The organism is Priestia sp. MDV22-iso46, from assembly GCF_058629175.1.
Genome location: NZ_JBZVWT010000013.1, coordinates 26,425 through 45,469 on the forward strand (window position 1 = coordinate 26,425; position 19,045 = coordinate 45,469).

The window sequence follows — 19,045 nt, forward strand, 5'->3', positions numbered from 1 at the left end:
GAGGGCTAAATATTTAATTTTCAAGTGAAAGGTCATGATGACAAGAGATCATGCTGGTAAAGCTAGTTTTATTGGTCCAAGTATAAATCAAACCATGATTATGCATTTTTAAATAAATACAGAGTATAAAACTTAGAAGGGTATATCTTATGATATGTCCTTTTAGTTTAGTGTGGTTAATTTTCATCTTTTTTTCACTATAAAATGATAAATTAATTGTTCATCATGCTGTAAAGCATTTTTTCATAGATATTCCCCTTTCCAAGCTTACCTAAAAAGGTGAGCTTTTTTCTTATAAGCTGCATTTTATTTACATAATGTGATTTTTCGGAAGTAATTTATGTATATGAATGTATAGCGTATAGACAGACCCCCTTGAAATTTTCGAGGCTGTCTCCTTGGAAGTCTTCGTAATGGTATTCTGGACAAAAATGCATAACGAAAAGATATCCTGTTTTTAACAAAGCGTAATTATAGTTTCTCCTTTTGTTTCGACGAAAACTTTATAATGGCGTAACTGATAGTTAACACAAGAATAGCGCAAGTGTGCAAAAGTGTATTAACTGGGTTATCATGCTCTACAATAACCAGACGTATCAATGCAGTAATACCAATATAAAGAAAGTAGCGTAGAGGAAAGTGATAATTCTCCTGAAAATATTTTACGATCATTGCAATGAATTCAAAGTACAAAAAGAAAACTAAGATACTTTCAAGAATTTTGTAGTGAGTCTCAATTCCTCGATTAAAAATAGAGAAATGAATAAAATGGAAAATTTCCTTACCAAGCAAAACGGATAAAGTAACAGCTAGTAAAATCAATGCTGTATTTAAGATAAGCCGGAGAACGTGTGAAACCTTAAAGTTCGGCCTTTTGTTTTGGTGTATCATCAATATTCCTCCTACATACATAGACTCTTTACTTTATTATATCTTCGTTTTAGATTTAGCGTTAGCCGTTACAACTTGTTTGTTGGAATGTTTATTTTAATTTATATATTGCAATAAATGAAGACGTATATAATATACAAACTTGGTTAAGTCGGGTAAGTCATATTATGTAACTGAATCATGTAGACAAGTAAAAAAGAAAGAAATATCCAGTTGCGAATTTACAAGTGATGAATTGGTCACATTTCCTTTTTGACACAAAGTACATTGCAAAACAGACTATAGATGGATGTAATGGTATATTATAGTCAGAAATAGTATATTTGAGAATTATATTAGCCAAAGAGAATGCTGGAATAAGTATATAGATTATCAAAAGAAAAATATATGGAAGCTCTATAATGTTAAGTAAACAATAAAATACTTTTGTTATAAATACTTTATCTATTACCTGTGTTGTAGAAAAAGCCCATATTTGTCGTCAGGTAGAGTAAAAGGTAAAACCGTGATTTTTATAAGTTAATTTATATATTTATTCCTTTATATAAAGTACTTTTATTTTTAATCTTTAATAATAAATACATTATTAAAGATGTATAAAAGCTAAATATTTATAAATTTTATTCTTAATTATTATAAATATAAAAATTACTTTAAGGATGAAAAGAAAATATAGTGGTATATGATAAGAGGTTAAATTCTCTATTTGTTGTCAATAAGTGTAATTAATAAAACATTAATCTTCAAGATCTAATTTTTATTTTTTTCATCTAATTGAAGACATATGAAAAATATCTAAAAAGAATATAGGAGCGTAATCACGCATATTACATATTATTCTATGTCTCACTTCATCTATCAACCTTGCATAAAAAGAGTGCAAAAGGGAATACTGTTTGCAAAAGAGAAATGATAAAGGGGTTGACGTTTTATGGAAAGTAATGTACTTAATAAAATGAATCGAGTTGATCCAAATTTACGCGATGAAATGTTAGCTGAACTGTTTTTAGATCAAACGATGAATGACTTCAAAAGAAATAAGATTCTCGAGAAAATTGATCAGTCTTTAAAGCAGAAGGATAAAGAAGCTTTTTTACGTTTAACAGAGAAACTTAAATCTATACCTTGATAAAGGAGATATTATTATAATAGAAGAAACTTATAAAAAAACCTTTACGTGTTAAGTAAAGGTTTTTTATATAAAGAATTACATTACATAATCATTTTTAAATATTTAACTAAGATTTATTAAAAGAAAAACAGTTGTAAATTTGAATGCCTTTTTTGTATTTTTAGGGTTCTGGTGCAAAAACTTCAAGAAAACCTTGGCTGCTTCGCACGTTTCTAAGCTTCGTGTGATAACAGTAGACAAGAACCCAGCTTATCCCATTGCTATTCAAGAGTTAAAAGAAGAAAAACAGATGCCTGAAGGCAAGTTAAATATCTCAACAATATCGTGGAGCAGGATCATCGCTTTATCAAAAAGCGAATTCGCCCGAGGCTTGGATTAAAGTCCTTACGGACTGCCAAACAAATTATTGCGGGGATAGAGGCTATGCACATGATCAAAAAAGGGTAGACTCTTCACAGAGAGAACTCTGTCCAAAATCAAAAAGAATTCATCCATCAACTGTTTGGAATAGTTGCTTAAGACCAGAGGTCACTAGAAGTCTTTTGTTTTTTGTATTTTCTTCAAGTATTTGCACCAGAAGCGCTACGTTGGTATCAGGTCAATTATGATGTTAAGAGAGTAGCTGTAATCCAGTCACTCCAAAAACAATAAGAGCAACACTTACAAAACGTGCCGTGCTTTTTGATTCTCCAAATAAGAACATATTTAACAATACAGCACCGGCTGTTCCTATTCCAATCCAAACTGCGTAAGCTATACTTACTTGTAAAAATTGAAAAGATGTATATAAGAAAAAGAAAGAGACGCCAAATCCTCCTAAATAAATAACTACATTCAATAATGTTTTGTTCTGACTATACTTTTTAAGACCCATTACACCAATGATTTCACTAATTGCTGCCAAGAAGACAAATACCCAACCCATCTTTAAGCAACTCCTTTCGTTACTTTTTCCTCTTCTTTGTTATCAGCTAACTTCAGGCCGATAACGCCTGCCACTATAACTAATATCAAGGAGAATTTTGCAAGACTAAAACTTACATCAAAAAGCAAGACATCCATAAAGAACGTTCCCACTGTTCCTGCTCCTGCAAAAATAGCATACACCGTACCTGTTGGGAGACTTTCACATGCTTTAGAAAGGAAGTAAAAGTCGATAAGAATAACACCTAAAATCAACACCCAATGCCACCAAGTTTGGGCAGTATTAAAACCGAACACCCAAATGAGTTCAAAAAGACAAGTTAATATTACATATAGCCAAGCTTTATTTTTCATAAGACCTCTCCTCGTATACTAATTTAACGTTTATAATCTGCTAATAAGGAATTCATATTTTTAACAATTTCGCTTTTACACACCCCTAAGAATTGAATGAATGTCAGTCATTTTAAGAGTGAACAAAAAGTTATTGAAAAATATCCAATAACTTCTTCAGGTTCTTAATAACGATCTTTTTAAGAAGTTAAATATCTCAAACTTAAATACTTCCAGAGTATCATCTTGCTCAAGACCTATATAAAATCGTTCAGCAGCATTTTCAATAAGATTTATAATGAGTTTAGCCGTCCATTTTACATTAATGTCACTGACTATTTCATCATTTTTAATACCTTTATTTAATATCTCCTCAAACCAATGATAATAAGGCTGATATATCGACTCCCATTTTTCCATTGAATAATCTATAGCAAGACCAGAATAACAAAGGACAATAATATCTTTGTACAAACTGGTTATGTTAAAGGTTTTATCAATCACAACTTCTAAGACGGCCCAAAAGTTTTCTTTCCCTTGAGTATTTTCCTTAATTCCTTCTAACGTAGTTGTGAGAAGATTATCTGCAATAGCTGGTATTAAAGCCTTTTTTGATGAGAAATACAAATAAAAAGTGCCTTGTGCAATTCCTACTTTTTTTACGATATCTGAAATGGAAGTTTTATGAAGTCCTTTTTCAGAAATAACCTCAATGGCGGCTCTCAAAATTTTATTGTATTTTCCATCAGAAGTGCTTACCATACCGTTAACCTCCTCTTCTTAAAATGAATGACTGTCATTCATTTTATACCAGTACTAATATTATGTCAAAATAAAATACAATGTATTCAATTTCACCGCCAATTTCTCTTGTACTTCTACGCATAACGTTGGTTCTCTGGTAAGAGAAAAATAACGAATTAAAGAACCGTTCCTCATTCAATTGACATAATATATTAGTGGTATATCAACAGATATAATATAATAAAGCAAAAAGGGAGAAATATCCAATATGAAAAAAAGCTTGTGGAATTTGGGCATCTTCATTGGTATTATTATTATTATTCTAGCAATTGGTATACCAAGAATAACAAGTAATCAAGCAGACTCTTTAAGTTCGCCAGAAGAGAAAAAGAAAGTAGAACAACTTGAAGACCATTTCCGGAAATGGTCACTTAAACCACTGGATAAATTAATGGTACAAAGTTACCAAGCAAAACCGAATGGACACGAGTGGAACAGTGTGACACAAAAATCAATTAAAAATTACCGTGTTACATATTACACCTTTTTGGGCATCCGTTACATGGAAGTAGAAGTTAGTTAAATCTAATATACATAACCATCAAACAAAAAGCCGTCAGAACAAGCAGTTCCTACGGCTTCTTATCTTTATGTTGCCCCCAAAACTGCAACTATTGTAATCGATAAAACAATGCTTAATAGCAAAGAGATAATCCAATCCTTTTTATCTGTTGTTTTCAAAAGTATATTTAAAGTTGCACTAATTGCAAGCAAAAAAAGAAAAACAAATAAAGTCATAATAAATTCCATTTTTCCATCCCTTTTTTCCTTATAATTACATTTTGGCACATTAGAAAGATAGAAAAGGTAATGAATACGATATACAAAGTCAGTTAACATAATCACCGTTATCGGTAGAAAAATAAATAAGCTAAGGAATAAAATTGCTTTATTTCTTAGCTTATTAAAATGCGTATTTAATTTAGTTTTTTCTCTCCGTTATCGTAAATAATGATTTTATAAGAATCACCTTTTATGTTGGCCTTCATGTCTTGTGTTTGAAGGAATTTATTAATAGTTTCCTCAAGTTCATTCGCAAACTGTTTATTTTTTTCAGAGTGACTTAATGAAGTGTAGATGAATACTTGTGGTTCAGGGTGAACAGAATATCCGACCGTTTCCACGTGATATTTCTCTTTTCCTACTAAATCTTCACCAACGTCATTAATAATATTTCCCCATCGCCCCTCTTGTTCGCGTTTCTTGAGGTTTATTTTATATACTTTTATAGGCGTTTTTTCTTCCTTATTTTTAGCGAGAACATCGTTAATTATTTGTTTCATCTCTTCAATATGGTTTTCAGTATCAGGTACCTTTAGTTCCACTTTTACATCTTGATCAAATCCTCCAATAGTGGCAGATAACACATGGTAATTATGTTTTTTCAATTCATTATCTATCTCTTGGTCAATTTTGTCGTATTTTTCTTGACGAGGATCAGGTTCATACTCGTATTGAGAAGGGTCATATCTTGTAATCTTGACTTTATAACTATCATACTGACGTGCCTCTAACCTATTTTTTACAATTTTGTGGATATCACCTTTTACGCTCTTAAAGTATTTTTCTGATCCTGTTACAGATATCTCAATCTGTTTCTTTCCTCCATCATAAGTTTGACCTAAAGAATCAATTTTATATCCTTTTTTCTCAAGCTCTTTATACAATACATCTGATACGGGTTCTTGCTTAAACAGCTGTCCTAAATAAGGGATCTTAGCAGCCACTTGGGCCATTGCAGGAGAAACAAATGCTGAACTAACGAATGCTCCACTCAAAATAATAAGTGCAATACCACAATAGATAACATTTCTTAGAGGGCGATTTTGCTTTATGGGAAATATATACTTTTCGGGTTTTGCTGATTCTGATCGTTCTAATTGGTCAATGGCTTCTAAAAGTCGCTGCTTATGTTTTTGTTTTCGGTTTGATTTCCAGACCAATTCTTCATTTAATTTTTCTAGTGAACTATCATCCATAAAAGAATTAAACCGTTTCTTCATATATATATCCGTCCTTTACTAACTGCTTTCTCAAAGCAGGAATTGCCCTAAACTGTGTAGACTTTACTTTGCTTTCAGACCATCCTAGAATAGTAGCTGTATCTTTAACAGAAAACCCTTGTACTTTTCGTAGTAAAATAACCTTTCTGTGTGTGTCTTTAAGCTTTTCCAAAGCTTGATACAGCTCTAGAGAAGTTTCTTTAAGCTCAATCATCTCTTGAGGTAAACGAGTATGGTCTGTTTTTGAAAGAACAAAATCTTTCAAAAGACTTAAAGGTTTTTGTTTTCTAAAATAATCAATGGTGACATTATGCGCAATACGGAACAACCACGTCTTTTCACTAGAGTTTTGCTGAAAGGAATCATAAGAAAGGTAAGCTTTCACGAATGTTTCATGCGTCAAATCTTCAGCTTGCTGATAATCTTTCACCAGCATTAAAATAAATTTTAATATGGCGTCGCTATGGTCATCATACCAACGCTCGATTTCTTCTTTTTTTGTCTTTTCCAATATCCTGACCATCCTTTTAACCAATATTCGTTACTTAGACGAGAGTTTTTCAAAAAAAGTTGTGTTTTTTATACAAAAAATAAAAAAACTCTCTTATTTGAGAGTTTTTAATAAAGATCTTCATATTTTTTTCTGTTCTGTAAAATGAAAATAGAAGTATAATTTTTTAAAGCTTTCACTCATGCAATAGGATGTTGCAAACTTGCTATGGAAAGGTTGCATAGCTGGCGCAACCTTTAGAAAAAACATGATGTTCATTCTGTTGAACATTAAGTTCCCCAAAGCTGAACATATATGTTCACTTCTAGTTAACACAAAACGTGTTATCGGTAGTTTATGTTATCAACCAACAAAAAGAGACAGCTTAGTGTTCAATGTCTTTCTAGTTGTTTTATCTTCATTTATAAATTCCTTTTTAGACTGAATAGTCCGATATATACGTGAAAGACTATTCAGTCTAAAAAACTAAACTTTATTCATTTAATCATTATCTCTGCTTCCAGAAATGAGCGTTTATAGTCGCAAATTCAATTAATGAACGCGGCTTTCTACCGGTTATACGCTCTACAGTGTCAGCAGTACGATTCTCGGCACCTTTTTGAATTACTTTATCTAACCCTACCATAAATTCAGCATATTCTTTAGACATTCCAACTTCGACCATTCTATCTTTTAAAGTAGAAGTGGAAATAGGAACATGATGGATCGATTCTCTTATTACAGAACCAATAATGCTTGCTGCTTCAGTATAACTTAATGCCTCTGGACCTGTAATAAGATGATTAGTATTGTGAGGAATCTCGTCAATCAGTGCATGTACTCCAACTTCAGCAATATCATCTGCATCTACAAAACCTACTTTTCCATCTTCTGTAGCTGTAACAATTTCTTTATTTTCTTTAATAGTATAGCCGTGTTGAATACCAATAAAATTTTGCATAAAGTAGGATGGTTGTAACACAGCCCACTCCGGAGCTCTTTCTCTTACAGCTTGATGGATCTTTCCAAATACAGGACCTCCTTCATTAATCAACGAAGAGCTTAACAAAACAATCCGTTTTACACCCTTTTTTAAGGCTAGTTCTATAAACGGTAAGACGATAGGAGATGGATCCATTACACCTACAGGTGATACAAGGTACAATTTCTTTATATTTTCTAGTGCAAGGTTATGTGTTGCCTCATCATACCAATCAAAATACACGTGGTCTACTTCAGTTCCCAAAGTATTCTTGCGACTTGCTATCCGAGGTTTATAACCACGTTCTATTAGTTTTTTTGCAATACGACTTCCAGTTGTACCTGTTCCACCTGTTATTAGTATTTGGTTTTGTATGTTCATGTAAATCTCTCCTTTTTTCTTATGATACAAATATTTTTTTACTGGTTAAGAGTATGTGCCTTGTTCAGAAAATCGGTCATATTTCCTCCGAAAGATTCTATTGCTACTAAGGGATTCCAATAATCTTTGTAGTGACTAATTTTTCCGTTATTTATTTCAATTACGCTAATATAAGTTTGCTTATAAGGCAATCCAGTATGAACAACCTGGCCTTCACATTTAAACTCAGCAACTAAGATATTTGAGTTTAAAATGTGATGAATTTGAGGGGTAGTAAACCTAAATAAATTAATTTTTTCAGGGAAATCTTTTATATACTCATAGATATTTGCTTTACCCTCTATTTTCTGTGGAAAGTTTGGAAGGGCAAAAGGAAATTCAAAGACAGCATGTTCATCCCATAGGGAAATCCATTTATCCATATCTTTTTCCAACATAAATGTTAAAAACTGCTCAAGAATTTGTTCAGCATCTCTCTTATTGGTACTAGTTACATTTGAATTATTAGTCATAGTAGACACCTCGTTTATTATTTTATTTGAAATGTTTGTACTACATTTGCTGTTTTTTCCGGACTGAACAGTCCGAAAAGTATAAAAAAATATTCTTTTATAGGCAAAGTTCCATCATTTCCTTGCCTATAAAATTTACTAAGTTTAAAAAGTTTCTTACTTAATCAATAATTGAGAGACTAATACGAACCACATCTTGGAGCGATCTAAAATCTGGCGTTAATTTAGCTACAAAAGTAAGAGACAATCTGGCTTGATTTAAATAACGAGCAAGGCTTAAAAGATCTTTGTGATGGTCTTTTAATTCATTTTGGTTTTTAGCACGCACAAGCGCTTGATAAAAAGCTGTTTCAAGTTCCTGGTTTTTCTGATGAAAATACCGGGCAATCTCTTCGTTATGCGGCATCTGTTCAACTGCGCTGTTAATGATATAACACATTTTTGCTCGTTCAGGATCTTGAAGAGCATTTATACCTTCTTGAAATATTTCATGAATGGCTTCCTTTACAGAAGGAGAGTTATCAAGGTGTTTAATCACGAGCGCATTTTTTTCATCAACATAATGTTTAACAGCCAAGTAAAAAAGATCTTTCTTTGTACCATAGGTATCATATAAACTTTGGCGTGCAATCCCTAAATGTTTAAGTAAGTCTTGCAGAGATGTACCTTCAAAACCTTTTTCTCCAAAGATCTCCATCGCTTTATGAAGGACTAATACTGTATCAAATTCTTTATTTCTTCCCAAATTATTTCCACCTCTTGGATAAAATAATAACCTTTCCGGACTGATTAGTCAAGAATTAAAATACAATCATTTTCCTGCATTTTTTTAGCGATAGGATTTAAGTTTTTTCTAGTTTTAGCTTAACAATATATATAAAGGAAGTTAACATAATCAATTTTATCGGAACTATAAAAGGCCAAGAACTTTGAATGCTTCCTGGCCTTTGTTAAATAAATCCTTATATTTCTTTTAGAAATGGACTTTCAATCATTGTATATTTACGTGCAAATCTTTTATAATTGATTTCTGTAAAATTGTTTCCTTTTTGAAAGACTAACCTGTTGTGTTCTATATCTTTTTCTGATAGCTTATATCCTTTTTTGTTCATCGTTTTAATGTAGGTATCTAAATGTCCTTTAGGAACTATATACAAGATATCATTATCTACATTTGATGTTTCAGCTATCTCTTTATCTTTAAATTCTAGCTGATAGATTGCCTTAGCATTTGCGATTGGCCTATTAGCACCAAAAATGTGCTGCCAATTAACAAAGACAATAAACGTAATTAAAACAATGAAAATAATAGAACTACAAGCAATTATCATTATTTTTTTCATTCAAATTTCCCTTTATCATCAAAGATCTGTGCTTGTTCTATTTGTTTTTGCTCCTCTGCTGAAAGACTAACTTCAACCGTATTACCATTTTCCTGAGGTAGATTCTCAATATCTCTTACAATACCTTCTTGCTGCTTATTAGTTGTGTGCATGCTATTTAGCTCAGCTTCTTTTTGTTCCTCTGCTGTTATATGCGTAATAGTGTCATTATCACTGTTTAATGCTATATCGGAGCTTTCAAATAATGGTGATTGATTTGAACTTTGAATAAGCACCCCATAAGTTATAAAAAATAAGAAAACCTGTTGAAATAATTGTATTCCAACAGGTTTTCTTATTTACATCTCCTCTAATTTCTGTTTTCCTTTCCTCAAAAGTTTAAAGCTTAATCTATTTACATACTCTTCATTGTTTACTAATAACGTATATGAATAAAGAATAGGTAATGTTCGAAGTAAAATATAAGAGCTTATAGCAATCATACCTATACAGACAGGGTAATAAGGAACTAAATCAATTGAAACAAGATCCTTTCTTTCAAATAAGAAAGGCATCCCACCTGCTGCTAATAAACAAGATCCTATAATCATTACAACAGCATACTTCTTTTTAGTATGAGCGTATTTTAGAGATAATTCTTTTACATAATGATGATCCAGTAATAGAGGTTCTTTACTAAGTACCTTATATTGATGGTCTCCTAACAAAACCGCAGAAACGAGAGCGCCCACTCCCATGGTAGCAATTAGAATAATTAAAAATGTAGAAAGTTCTTTGTTTTGATCAAACAACCAATAAGGTATGGTCGATAGGATGAGCAAACTAACTCCCAAAGATACATATTTGTGTGTTTTTCCTTGAAAGGCTAAAAATCCTTCAGCCATTTCTTTACTTACATAATAGCCTTTTTCACTGCTGCTTTCTTGCACGACTGTATCTTTTAACAAATAATCAATTGAGACCTCAAATATATTTCCTAACAATAACAGCTTTTCAGTCTCCGGAAAGCCCTGGCCATTTTCCCACTTGCTAATCGCCTGTCTTGATGTATTTACCTTTTCGGCTAATGCTTCTTGTGAGAGACCTTTTTCTTTCCTTAATTTAAAAAGTTTTTCACCAAACGCCATATAGTAATGACCTCCTATCTTTTGATAGGTTAATCATCTCAAATACAACGCTCTTTTTCCATCTTATTACAGATGAACATTGTCAACTTATAGTTGCAATCCTGTTATATAGCTACTTTTATATATAATTTCTTAAATAACCTACATAAAGTGAGTTAACATATTCACAGTTCTAGGTAGTAAAAATAAAAGATGGTGAAAGAGAAACTTCTTTCACCATCTTTTATTTTGCTTTTAAATCAAATTCTTCTGTTTTACCGTCCCATTTGATAGTTACATGAAAGGGTTCAGAACTATCTTGTTTTGCACATCCTTCACAAGCATCATTGATACTCATTTGGCCATCCACTGGTGTTGAAGTTTTATCGATACTGCCATAATTACCTTCAATTTTATATGTAACTTCTCCAATATTATCTTTATTGTCTCCCTTATAAATAATACTTCCTTCCCCATTTTCCCTATCCTTATCTTGAGTTAAGAAATATTGAGACTTCCAATTATCACTTTCCCCTTCAAAGCGTAAACTCTTATCTTCTTCACTACAGCTAGCAAGAAGAATCAATGTACAAGCAAATACCATGACCAAACTGAGTTGTCTAAATTTCAAATTTATGTCCTCCTAATAATATCTATTTTTATGTTAACACATCCAATTTCGATTAAGGTGAAAAATGTATATTATATGCAATCCTTGTTAACATAGTGTAACTTATCGGCAGAAATAAAGCCCTAAAAGTGTTCAACACTCATAGAGCTCTATTTCTTATATCTATTATGTATGTAACTACTGTTTCTGCTGACTTTGACTAGACAGATATTCAGATACATCATTTGGAACTTTAATCTTTAAATTAAGATTTTTAATTTCAACGTCAATATAAGGAATACCTTTGTAAGTAGTAATTGTAGCAACTTGTTTAAGTTCTTTTTTACCCTTATTTGATGCCTCTCCCAATTTAACAGTTCCTTCTTGATACATTTTATAGACATTCTCTTTCTTAGCATCGGCATGGAGATCTGCAACATTCCATTTATCAACTTTTAGTTTATTGATAAATGTATTTATATCTTGCTTCTTATCAATAGTATCTAATACTATTTCTGGATGATTTACAGATGATACTTCTACTTTTTTAGCTTGGTCAAATCCTAAGTCTACGTCTTCCTTCATCTCTTTTTCCTTTGAGCTACAACCAAACAAGAGTATAGATATACTCAAAGCTACTATGACCCCAATATAAACTTTTTTCATAAATATCCTCCACATACTATCCATTAATTTACATAGAAAATTTTAACATTAACTCTCCCTTATTACTATACATCTAGAGACTTAGATTTCTATAAATCTCATATACAAATTTAGTTAACATAAAACGTATTATCGGTCGTGAAAAATAAGCAGTCCTCTTATTAAGGACTGCTTATTTTTCTTATAGGTCTTTGTATAGTTCTCCTGATTTAGAAGGAACAAAAACAATCGGATAGTCTATACCTAATTGTTTTTTTACTTGTTCAAAGAGCTGTAGACCTTTTTTGTTATATTCAGTTTCCATTTCTATTCCATTTTCCCTTAAAGAATCGGTATCAAAATCAATCCAGTTTCCATAATCATCAATCCACTCTTCAAGCTCACCTTTAAGATTTTCAGACAAAGGAAATTCTTCAAGATCAAGGTTTTCTCCACAATCATTACACCAGATGGGATCTGCGGAGAAATCAGCTTCTAATTTATATGTATTATGTTTGCATTTTTCCTTATTAAATAAGTTTGTAAAGAACATAATTTGATTCATCAATGTCTAATATTCTTCCCTGATTTTTTCTAACTAAATTGAAGCATATATCTTTAAAATGTTTCTCATCTATTTCATTCGGTTTATTATCTATTGAACTATGAAAACCGGTTACTCCATTAGGAAGGTTCATTAAATAACTCCTTTAAGAACGCTTAGTTACGTATATTTTATATGTATAAAGTATTTAATTCTCCCTCTTAAAACTCACGATTCATACTCCTTTTCTTCATCAATCCATCTATCTTCAGTCAATAGCCCACACTTAGGGCATTTATATTTCGGATCTATTTGAGTTGTTATTTCCTCAACATTACAAGGTTCACATAAATGAATTAAAAACAAATATCATCACACTCCCAATAAATAGCAACCACATCATTATTATTATGGGTTTCATAAGTGATAATAACATCTTTTTCATACTTTAGAAGGTTACGTAGGATCAAATTAGCTTCTCCTTTTAAAAAAGAGAGCATTAAACGCGCCCTTTAATAGAATAACTGTTTTTTAATAATTTTAGGTAAACCATCTTTATTGTTTGACAAAGGCTAAATTTTCCATTATCATCAACTCAAACTTATTTACGGGGAGAGCTAAAGATGAAAATTTATGTTGATGCAGATGCTTGTCCGGTAAAAGATATCATTATCTCTGAAGGTACGAATGCCGAAATTCCTGTTATCCTTGTTACTAGCTTTTCTCATTTTTCTAATGTGGAACAACCATCAGGAGTGGAAACCATTTATGTTGATTCTGGAGCAGATGCTGCGGATTACCGGATTATGAAGTTAGCAGGGAAAGGAGATATAATCGTTACGCAAGATTATGGTCTTGCTTCGCTAGGTTTAGCAAAAGGGTGCGCGGTACTTCACCATAATGGGTCTAGCTATACAAATGAAAACATTGACCAATTATTACAAACACGTTATTTGAGTGCAATGGCTCGAAAAAGCGGAAAGCGTACAAAGGGGCCAAAACCATTTACATCTGAAGATAGGGAGAAATTTAAGGGGCTTTTTAAAAGAGCCATTTCACGTTAAAAAAGAACCATCCATTTTTAAGAAAAACCTAAAAAAATAAATTGTCCCAATATTAAACTAACCTGCCCCGTTAGCTTAAGTACATTTCTTCACAATCTTCTCTATTTATTTTAACAAAATTTACCTGATTCTCTCATTAAGTATTATTCCACAAAAGGGCCCTTAACAAAAAAAGAGCAAAATTCTCGTTAAGATAACCACCGTTATGAGAACCTGTAAAAAAAGAGAAGATCATATTCCTAATCTTCTCTTTTTCTATATTTAAACTGTTCCTCTTTATAAATAAAATTCATTATTAAACAAAATCCTGCTAGAAGCCAACCAATAATAGGGGAATAAATAAAAACATTTGTTAATAATAATCCTCCACAAATAGAGATTACCGAAAACATTAATAAAAAAACGTTAGTGCCTTTATTTCTATTCATATAAAACACCTCTCTAATTAATCAACTAAGTGATAAAACAAAAACTTTCGAAAGAATTCCATAAAATTTCCTAAGCAAAAAAGGACATTTCTTTTATGCCCTGTTCCCTCGTATCAGCCCCACCTACGCTAAATACTATGACAGCCACTCATGCCATCCAACCTACACTTAGTATAAATGAAAGCGATTACAAAGTAAAGTAATTAATAAAATATTCTGTCTATTTTCATTATATTAAACTTGCCTATTTCGAATAATATTAAATACAATGAGCAAACTACCCAAGACACTATAAGGTGTCAAATACATCTATTTAGACATTCACCAGAAGAACTATCTTACTCGCATAAGGTAGTTTTTTCTGTTTTTAAGGTGTATAAGATATACAATTATAGTTTACATAATCACAATTATAAGAATCAAAATCATAGCATTTATTGATGAGATTTTTTCAATTAAACAATATAAAAATACCATTTTGTGTTAAATTTAATTTATGTTATTTAAAATATTTAAGGTGGTTATTTAATGAAAAAAAGATTAGGTTGTTTCCATGCTCATCACTCTAATATAGAACATATCGAAAAAGCTCTAAAGCCTTACAACATTGAATTAATTCATTTCGTAGATCCTGGCTTAGATCGTATTAAAATGGATTCTAACTTTACAGACGAGGTAGCACAAAAGAAAATTAAAGATACTTTAGAGTGGATATCAAATTGCCACGTAGACGCAATTTTGATTACATGTACCTTTTTTACAGCTAATATCGAACAAGATAGGCTTTCCTCATCAATTCCTATTATTAAAATTGATGATCCTTTATTTCATTCAATCTGTGAGAAAGATGAGCCCCAAATTTTAGTCTTCACTAATCCAAATACCGTAGAAGGAACAATGAATCAGCTAATTAACTTTGCAACTAAACAGAAAAAAAACATTCAAGTTGAACCTTATCTCTTAGAAAACACATTTGATCTTATTATGGAAGGTAAGAAAGAAGAATATATAGAATCTGTATCAAGTGGATTAAATAGACTTATAAGTAATCACCCTGATAGAATTGTTTCGGCAGCGCAATTATCAATGGTACCTGCAGCAGAAATTATTGAATCTAAAACAGATACTTACGTTGGAAACCATTTAAAATCATTATCTAATTACTTGGAAGAACTATTAAAACTAAACGTTTATCAAAAATAACTGAAGTGTTCATATTAAAGATTATTATGTATACCATATTCATTTTCAGTTTACATAACACCAATTATCGGCAGAAAATGAGAAAAAGCCCTCTTTTATTTGGGCTTTTTCTGCTTGGGGCTTTTTACTACATCCTAGTATTAATAATAAAGTTCAAATCGATTAATAATCAGTGGATTAAAGAATTTCTTTCCCGACTTTTGCTTTTTCTTCCCAATCACGAGTTATTTTTAATTCACCATCATTAGAAGATATAGTTAATTGTCCATTTTTTTCAACAATATCAGATGATTGACCCGTACCAATCTTTAATTTTAAAGTGTATGTATAATCAATTGATCCATTGTCATGTTCTTTTTCTTTTTTTAATTTCACATCTTCTAACTTAATGCTTTTATCGGTTTTACTGGCTACTTCAGGTGCCAAATCAAAACTACGATTAGCTATTTGTTTATCAAAAGTTTCCTTTGACAAATATCTTTTAACCTTATCTGCAATTTCTTCCCCAGTTGGCACATTAGAAGGATCTTTAATAGTATACTGCTTCTTTTTATACTCTGTAACAAAATTTTCTACATCTGTTTCTTTTATTGTTTCTTTACTACAAGCAACTGCACCAATAAGCATTATAAACAATATCGATACTACAGACCATTTTTTCATAAAACATATACACCTCCATGTAGAAAATAATACCATAAATGGTTGTTTTGTATGTGTATATCTTATACAAACTTAGTGACCATAACAGCAGTTATCGGTAGTGAGAGGCTTTTCTTCTAAGTTACCCCCACCACATAGCTAAAACAAATAATGACCAAAAAGAAATAAATAAACTAAAGCCTAAAATAACAAGCCAGTATAAATCCAAAATGCTCTTTTTAAGTTTGTTTTTCTTATTAAATATGTAAGTTAACAAAATTGTAAGTAAATATAAAAAAATGCTTATGTATGTTATAGCAGTCAGATAATATATTGGGCTTAATTTCATTATGTGCTTGTCTATAAAATAAGAAATATCCTGACCAAATATCCCTGATACCGTAGCTAATATTAGAGAAATACAAATAAGAAGGTTAGCTTTTATCATGGATTACACCACCAAAATAAGATTTAGAATGAATAAATTACATTATTAGTGTAATTTTACACTATATCTTATTTTTTTTCAATTTAATTTCAATAAAATAAATTCAATTAAAAGTCTATGAACTGTACCTTTTCAATTAACATAATCAACGTTTTTGACAATGAATAATTACCTTTTTAAGGAATTTGGTTTATAGTTAAGTTAATACCAAAACTGAGGTGAATAAAATGGTAATTACCATTATTGTAGGTGTTTTAGGTTTAGTTGGATTGATTGCTGCAGGGTTTGCTACAAACTATAAGAATACAAAATAAATATATAAACTATATACTCTCATTCTCTATTAGCTAATTTTCCTATATTGAATAATTTTTTATCAGTTGAGCAAACTACTCAAGAAGCCGTGAGGCATCCAATAATCCAACACGAATCTCTTCTCCAAGAGCAGAAAAACTCCCTTAACACATTCAGGGAGTTTTTCTGTTTTTTTAATGTATACCATATACATGCGTAGTTAACATAATGTGACTTATCGGTAGTTAAACAACAAAAAGCTCTTTCATAAGAGCTTTTTATTGTTTAAGAATAGAATTTAATTATCTACATCATTAGCATCAAATGTATCTTTTGTAACGTTCAATATATGACCACTAATATTAACTGTTTCGTTATTTACCCATTTAACTTTGGCTTTTTCCTGAGGATAATTCCAATAGATATTTTTCCTTTTATTAAAAACTTTATTTGTATAAGTCACTTCTCCTCTAATAGCAAAAGGTGTAGTCGCTCCACCACTCGAACGATAAATCTTCACTATGTAATCACCGTTAGGAGATGTACTTTGAGAAATGTATTCTCCCTTTGGAGCAAATTGTAGATAGCTAGGTGCAAAAAGAAACCACCAAACAAATCCTATAACTAGAAGAGCACTTAATGCAGCCAAACACACTATATATCGTTTTTTCAATTTCTAACCTCTATTCAGATGGACTAAATTATAATTTTGTTCCTATCTGATTATATATCAGAATTGAATTAAAAGATCATGAATATGATATACAAACTTAGTTACCATAATCATCATTATCAGAACAAAAAAATACTGATACTTTAGGGGGAAGATTTATATGGCAGAAAGACAATTTGGAACAGTTAAGTGGTTCAATGATGAGAAAGGATTTGGCTTTATTACACCAGAAAGTGGACCTGATCTTTTTGTCCATTTTACAGCTATTGAACGGACTAAAGGAACTGAAGGGGTTGTTATTAAAAGCTTAAAAGAAGGGCAAAAGGTTACTTTTGTAGTAGTGAATGGCCAAAGGGGTATGCAAGCAGAGATGGTACGGGTCCTAGGCTAATATCCTAAGAGAATTATTACACAGTAAAAAATGAGATAAAAAATGTATATCGCATGCAAACTTAGTTACCATAATACCAATTATCGGAAGACAAAAACCTTAAAAATCAACAGATTCTTAAGGTTTTATTTGCATTCGTCATTACTACAATTTCTTTGCTCTTTTTAATATGTCATCAACAAACTTCTTTTTTTCATTTGTATATGAAATAACATCATTTGGGTATTCATTTGCAAGTTTTTCTTTTAGTTTTATATACTCTATCTTTGTATCAAGATTTAATCGTAAATAATCTCTAAAGGAAATTTGATCTATCCATAGATTCTGATTATATATCATTACATGTAAAAAATGGGTGATTTTCTTTTCTTTATATCTCGCAAAAACATGTTTACCATCTATACTTACTGGCACTTCAACATATCCAGGTGCCTTTACTTTTTCTTTTAATTCTATAATTACGTTCAAAGAGCTAACACCAATTGCAATATCAATAATTGGTTTAGCAAAGAGGCCCTCAATAGACGTACTTCCCACATGTTCAATTGCGATGATAAGTTCCTTAATTGAGAAGATAACAATTCCCTCTCTTCGTCAAATAACTTACTCCATTTATTATTATAAGGTTCAAGTTTTACTAAACCACGTTCTAGTCCTAACATTACAATTCCCCCCTTGGTATCAGAAAGATAAATTACCTAGGCATTCCTTTTTAAGACATATCTAGGCGGTGCACCATACCCTTGTTCGGACTCAAAATATGCAAGCTCTCCTGGAATACAGGAAATGATCGAAGACATACCAAGACCTACTATATGCTCCAGAGCAGATGATAATGACATCTCTTTGCCATCTATATCTTCATCCCAGGAAATCACATAACACTGCTTAATAGGTCCATATTTCCTCAATAAGCTTTCTAAATTTTCTTTCTTAGAGTAGTAGTATAGTTATGACAAAGTCGGCTTAGAGCATCTAGACGCTTCTTTGGAGAAGCCAATTCATGTAGGACTCTTTCTTGTATTCGTTTTTCAAAAAAAGCCTTAACAATAAGCTGTTCTTGTGTTCTGTTCATTTATTTGCCTCCCTGTAGCCGCAATTACATAAATTCTTATTTCTTCAGCTAAAAGAAAAATCCTATATTTCTAGGCAACTGTAGTTAACATAAAACGGATTCCAAGAACCAAAACAAGGCTACTAAA

27 protein-coding genes and 1 pseudogene are annotated in these 19,045 nt (G+C 31.3%); 6 read left to right on the top strand and 22 right to left on the bottom strand.

Going from position 1 to position 19,045, the window contains the following annotated elements:
- Window positions 1-471: 471 nt before the first annotated feature.
- On the bottom strand, window positions 472-891 hold the full coding sequence (gene psiE / locus AC4NPH_RS27985; RefSeq protein WP_057274199.1) for a phosphate-starvation-inducible protein PsiE: 420 nt from the start codon (window positions 889-891) through the stop codon (window positions 472-474).
- Window positions 892-1,822: 931 nt separating this feature from the next.
- Between psiE and AC4NPH_RS27990 the strand changes: the two genes are divergently transcribed.
- Together AC4NPH_RS27990 and AC4NPH_RS27995 are read left to right on the top strand one after the other, a co-directional pair.
- A complete protein-coding gene (locus tag AC4NPH_RS27990) occupies window positions 1,823-2,020 on the top strand; it encodes an IDEAL domain-containing protein (protein WP_491939309.1) in 198 nt (65 codons plus the stop codon).
- 184 nt (window positions 2,021-2,204) lie between these two features.
- Window positions 2,205-2,542, top strand: a pseudogene (locus tag AC4NPH_RS27995) (DDE-type integrase/transposase/recombinase); the annotation flags it as partial.
- 91 nt (window positions 2,543-2,633) lie between these two features.
- On the opposite strand, the gene AC4NPH_RS28000 reads toward AC4NPH_RS27995, so the two are convergent.
- The 3 genes from AC4NPH_RS28000 to AC4NPH_RS28010 form a co-directional block, all read right to left on the bottom strand.
- Window positions 2,634-2,948 carry a DMT family transporter gene (locus AC4NPH_RS28000; RefSeq protein ID WP_098197674.1) on the bottom strand — a complete coding sequence of 105 codons (315 nt, stop codon included), beginning with the start codon at window positions 2,946-2,948 and terminating at the stop codon, window positions 2,634-2,636.
- Window positions 2,949-2,950: 2 nt separating this feature from the next.
- Window positions 2,951-3,301: a DMT family transporter gene (locus tag AC4NPH_RS28005; protein ID WP_098197673.1), complete on the bottom strand. Its 351-nt coding sequence runs from the start codon at window positions 3,299-3,301 to the stop codon at window positions 2,951-2,953.
- Between the two features lie 156 nt (window positions 3,302-3,457).
- Window positions 3,458-4,042: a TetR/AcrR family transcriptional regulator gene (locus tag AC4NPH_RS28010; protein WP_098197672.1), complete on the bottom strand. Its 585-nt coding sequence runs from the start codon at window positions 4,040-4,042 to the stop codon at window positions 3,458-3,460.
- Between the two features lie 250 nt (window positions 4,043-4,292).
- Between AC4NPH_RS28010 and AC4NPH_RS28015 the strand changes: the two genes are divergently transcribed.
- The gene (locus AC4NPH_RS28015; RefSeq protein WP_098197671.1) at window positions 4,293-4,607 is read left to right on the top strand and encodes a hypothetical protein; all 315 of its coding nucleotides are present in this window, start codon (window positions 4,293-4,295) and stop codon (window positions 4,605-4,607) included.
- A 65-nt stretch (window positions 4,608-4,672) separates the two neighbouring features.
- Here the strand turns inward: AC4NPH_RS28015 and AC4NPH_RS28020 are convergent, their stop codons facing one another.
- The 12 genes from AC4NPH_RS28020 to AC4NPH_RS28075 form a co-directional block, all read right to left on the bottom strand.
- Window positions 4,673-4,834: a hypothetical protein gene (locus tag AC4NPH_RS28020; RefSeq protein WP_170959632.1), complete on the bottom strand. Its 162-nt coding sequence runs from the start codon at window positions 4,832-4,834 to the stop codon at window positions 4,673-4,675.
- A gap of 167 nt (window positions 4,835-5,001) precedes the next feature.
- Entirely contained in the window at window positions 5,002-6,087 is a 1,086-nt protein-coding gene (locus tag AC4NPH_RS28025; RefSeq protein ID WP_335482638.1) for a DUF4030 domain-containing protein, read from the bottom strand.
- Window positions 6,071-6,598 (bottom strand): RNA polymerase sigma factor, encoded by a 528-nt coding sequence (locus tag AC4NPH_RS28030; protein WP_098278516.1) that lies wholly within the window; start codon window positions 6,596-6,598, stop codon window positions 6,071-6,073. The genes AC4NPH_RS28025 and AC4NPH_RS28030 overlap by 17 nt, the downstream gene beginning before the upstream one ends.
- A gap of 487 nt (window positions 6,599-7,085) precedes the next feature.
- Window positions 7,086-7,940 (bottom strand): ergot alkaloid biosynthesis protein, encoded by an 855-nt coding sequence (locus AC4NPH_RS28035; RefSeq protein WP_335482641.1) that lies wholly within the window; start codon window positions 7,938-7,940, stop codon window positions 7,086-7,088.
- A 38-nt stretch (window positions 7,941-7,978) separates the two neighbouring features.
- On the bottom strand, window positions 7,979-8,452 hold the full coding sequence (locus AC4NPH_RS28040; protein ID WP_491939310.1) for a nuclear transport factor 2 family protein: 474 nt from the start codon (window positions 8,450-8,452) through the stop codon (window positions 7,979-7,981).
- 160 nt (window positions 8,453-8,612) lie between these two features.
- Complete coding sequence (locus tag AC4NPH_RS28045) at window positions 8,613-9,197, bottom strand: TetR/AcrR family transcriptional regulator (protein WP_335482720.1); 585 nt, start codon at window positions 9,195-9,197, stop codon at window positions 8,613-8,615.
- Window positions 9,198-9,414: 217 nt separating this feature from the next.
- A complete protein-coding gene (locus tag AC4NPH_RS28050) occupies window positions 9,415-9,795 on the bottom strand; it encodes a hypothetical protein (RefSeq protein ID WP_491939311.1) in 381 nt (126 codons plus the stop codon).
- Window positions 9,792-10,070: a hypothetical protein gene (locus AC4NPH_RS28055; protein WP_098197667.1), complete on the bottom strand. Its 279-nt coding sequence runs from the start codon at window positions 10,068-10,070 to the stop codon at window positions 9,792-9,794. Before AC4NPH_RS28055 ends, AC4NPH_RS28050 begins: the two co-directional genes overlap by 4 nt.
- 63 nt (window positions 10,071-10,133) lie before the next feature.
- Window positions 10,134-10,922: a helix-turn-helix domain-containing protein gene (locus tag AC4NPH_RS28060; RefSeq protein WP_491939312.1), complete on the bottom strand. Its 789-nt coding sequence runs from the start codon at window positions 10,920-10,922 to the stop codon at window positions 10,134-10,136.
- A 223-nt stretch (window positions 10,923-11,145) separates the two neighbouring features.
- The gene (locus tag AC4NPH_RS28065) at window positions 11,146-11,532 is read right to left on the bottom strand and encodes a hypothetical protein (protein WP_098197665.1); all 387 of its coding nucleotides are present in this window, start codon (window positions 11,530-11,532) and stop codon (window positions 11,146-11,148) included.
- A gap of 177 nt (window positions 11,533-11,709) precedes the next feature.
- Window positions 11,710-12,177: a hypothetical protein gene (locus AC4NPH_RS28070; protein WP_098197664.1), complete on the bottom strand. Its 468-nt coding sequence runs from the start codon at window positions 12,175-12,177 to the stop codon at window positions 11,710-11,712.
- Between the two features lie 181 nt (window positions 12,178-12,358).
- Window positions 12,359-12,721 (bottom strand): immunity protein CdiI family protein, encoded by a 363-nt coding sequence (locus AC4NPH_RS28075; RefSeq protein ID WP_308282033.1) that lies wholly within the window; start codon window positions 12,719-12,721, stop codon window positions 12,359-12,361.
- A 602-nt stretch (window positions 12,722-13,323) separates the two neighbouring features.
- Here AC4NPH_RS28075 and AC4NPH_RS28080 point away from each other — a divergent pair.
- Entirely contained in the window at window positions 13,324-13,764 is a 441-nt protein-coding gene (locus AC4NPH_RS28080) for a YaiI/YqxD family protein (protein ID WP_011106179.1), read from the top strand.
- A 239-nt stretch (window positions 13,765-14,003) separates the two neighbouring features.
- Here the strand turns inward: AC4NPH_RS28080 and AC4NPH_RS28085 are convergent, their stop codons facing one another.
- The gene (locus tag AC4NPH_RS28085) at window positions 14,004-14,192 is read right to left on the bottom strand and encodes a hypothetical protein (RefSeq protein WP_097813092.1); all 189 of its coding nucleotides are present in this window, start codon (window positions 14,190-14,192) and stop codon (window positions 14,004-14,006) included.
- Window positions 14,193-14,720: 528 nt separating this feature from the next.
- On the opposite strand from AC4NPH_RS28085, the gene AC4NPH_RS28090 reads away from it, so the two are divergent.
- Window positions 14,721-15,395, top strand: coding sequence for a hypothetical protein (locus tag AC4NPH_RS28090; protein WP_097813090.1), 675 nt, complete (start codon window positions 14,721-14,723; stop codon window positions 15,393-15,395).
- Between the two features lie 177 nt (window positions 15,396-15,572).
- Here the strand turns inward: AC4NPH_RS28090 and AC4NPH_RS28095 are convergent, their stop codons facing one another.
- A complete protein-coding gene (locus tag AC4NPH_RS28095; RefSeq protein ID WP_098315451.1) occupies window positions 15,573-16,058 on the bottom strand; it encodes a hypothetical protein in 486 nt (161 codons plus the stop codon).
- Window positions 16,059-17,077: 1,019 nt separating this feature from the next.
- Entirely contained in the window at window positions 17,078-17,452 is a 375-nt protein-coding gene (locus AC4NPH_RS28100; protein WP_097813087.1) for a DUF5412 family protein, read from the bottom strand.
- Window positions 17,453-17,612: 160 nt separating this feature from the next.
- Between AC4NPH_RS28100 and AC4NPH_RS28105 the strand changes: the two genes are divergently transcribed.
- Window positions 17,613-17,843, top strand: coding sequence for a cold-shock protein (locus AC4NPH_RS28105; RefSeq protein WP_053488517.1), 231 nt, complete (start codon window positions 17,613-17,615; stop codon window positions 17,841-17,843).
- Between the two features lie 144 nt (window positions 17,844-17,987).
- Here AC4NPH_RS28105 and AC4NPH_RS28110 read toward each other — a convergent pair whose 3' ends face one another.
- The 3 genes from AC4NPH_RS28110 to AC4NPH_RS28120 form a co-directional block, all read right to left on the bottom strand.
- The gene (locus tag AC4NPH_RS28110; protein WP_491939313.1) at window positions 17,988-18,380 is read right to left on the bottom strand and encodes a GrpB family protein; all 393 of its coding nucleotides are present in this window, start codon (window positions 18,378-18,380) and stop codon (window positions 17,988-17,990) included.
- Entirely contained in the window at window positions 18,308-18,505 is a 198-nt protein-coding gene (locus AC4NPH_RS28115; RefSeq protein ID WP_179864946.1) for a hypothetical protein, read from the bottom strand. Before AC4NPH_RS28115 ends, AC4NPH_RS28110 begins: the two co-directional genes overlap by 73 nt.
- A 257-nt stretch (window positions 18,506-18,762) precedes the next feature.
- A complete protein-coding gene (locus AC4NPH_RS28120) occupies window positions 18,763-18,918 on the bottom strand; it encodes a hypothetical protein (RefSeq protein ID WP_257141763.1) in 156 nt (51 codons plus the stop codon).
- Window positions 18,919-19,045 lie beyond the last annotated feature (127 nt).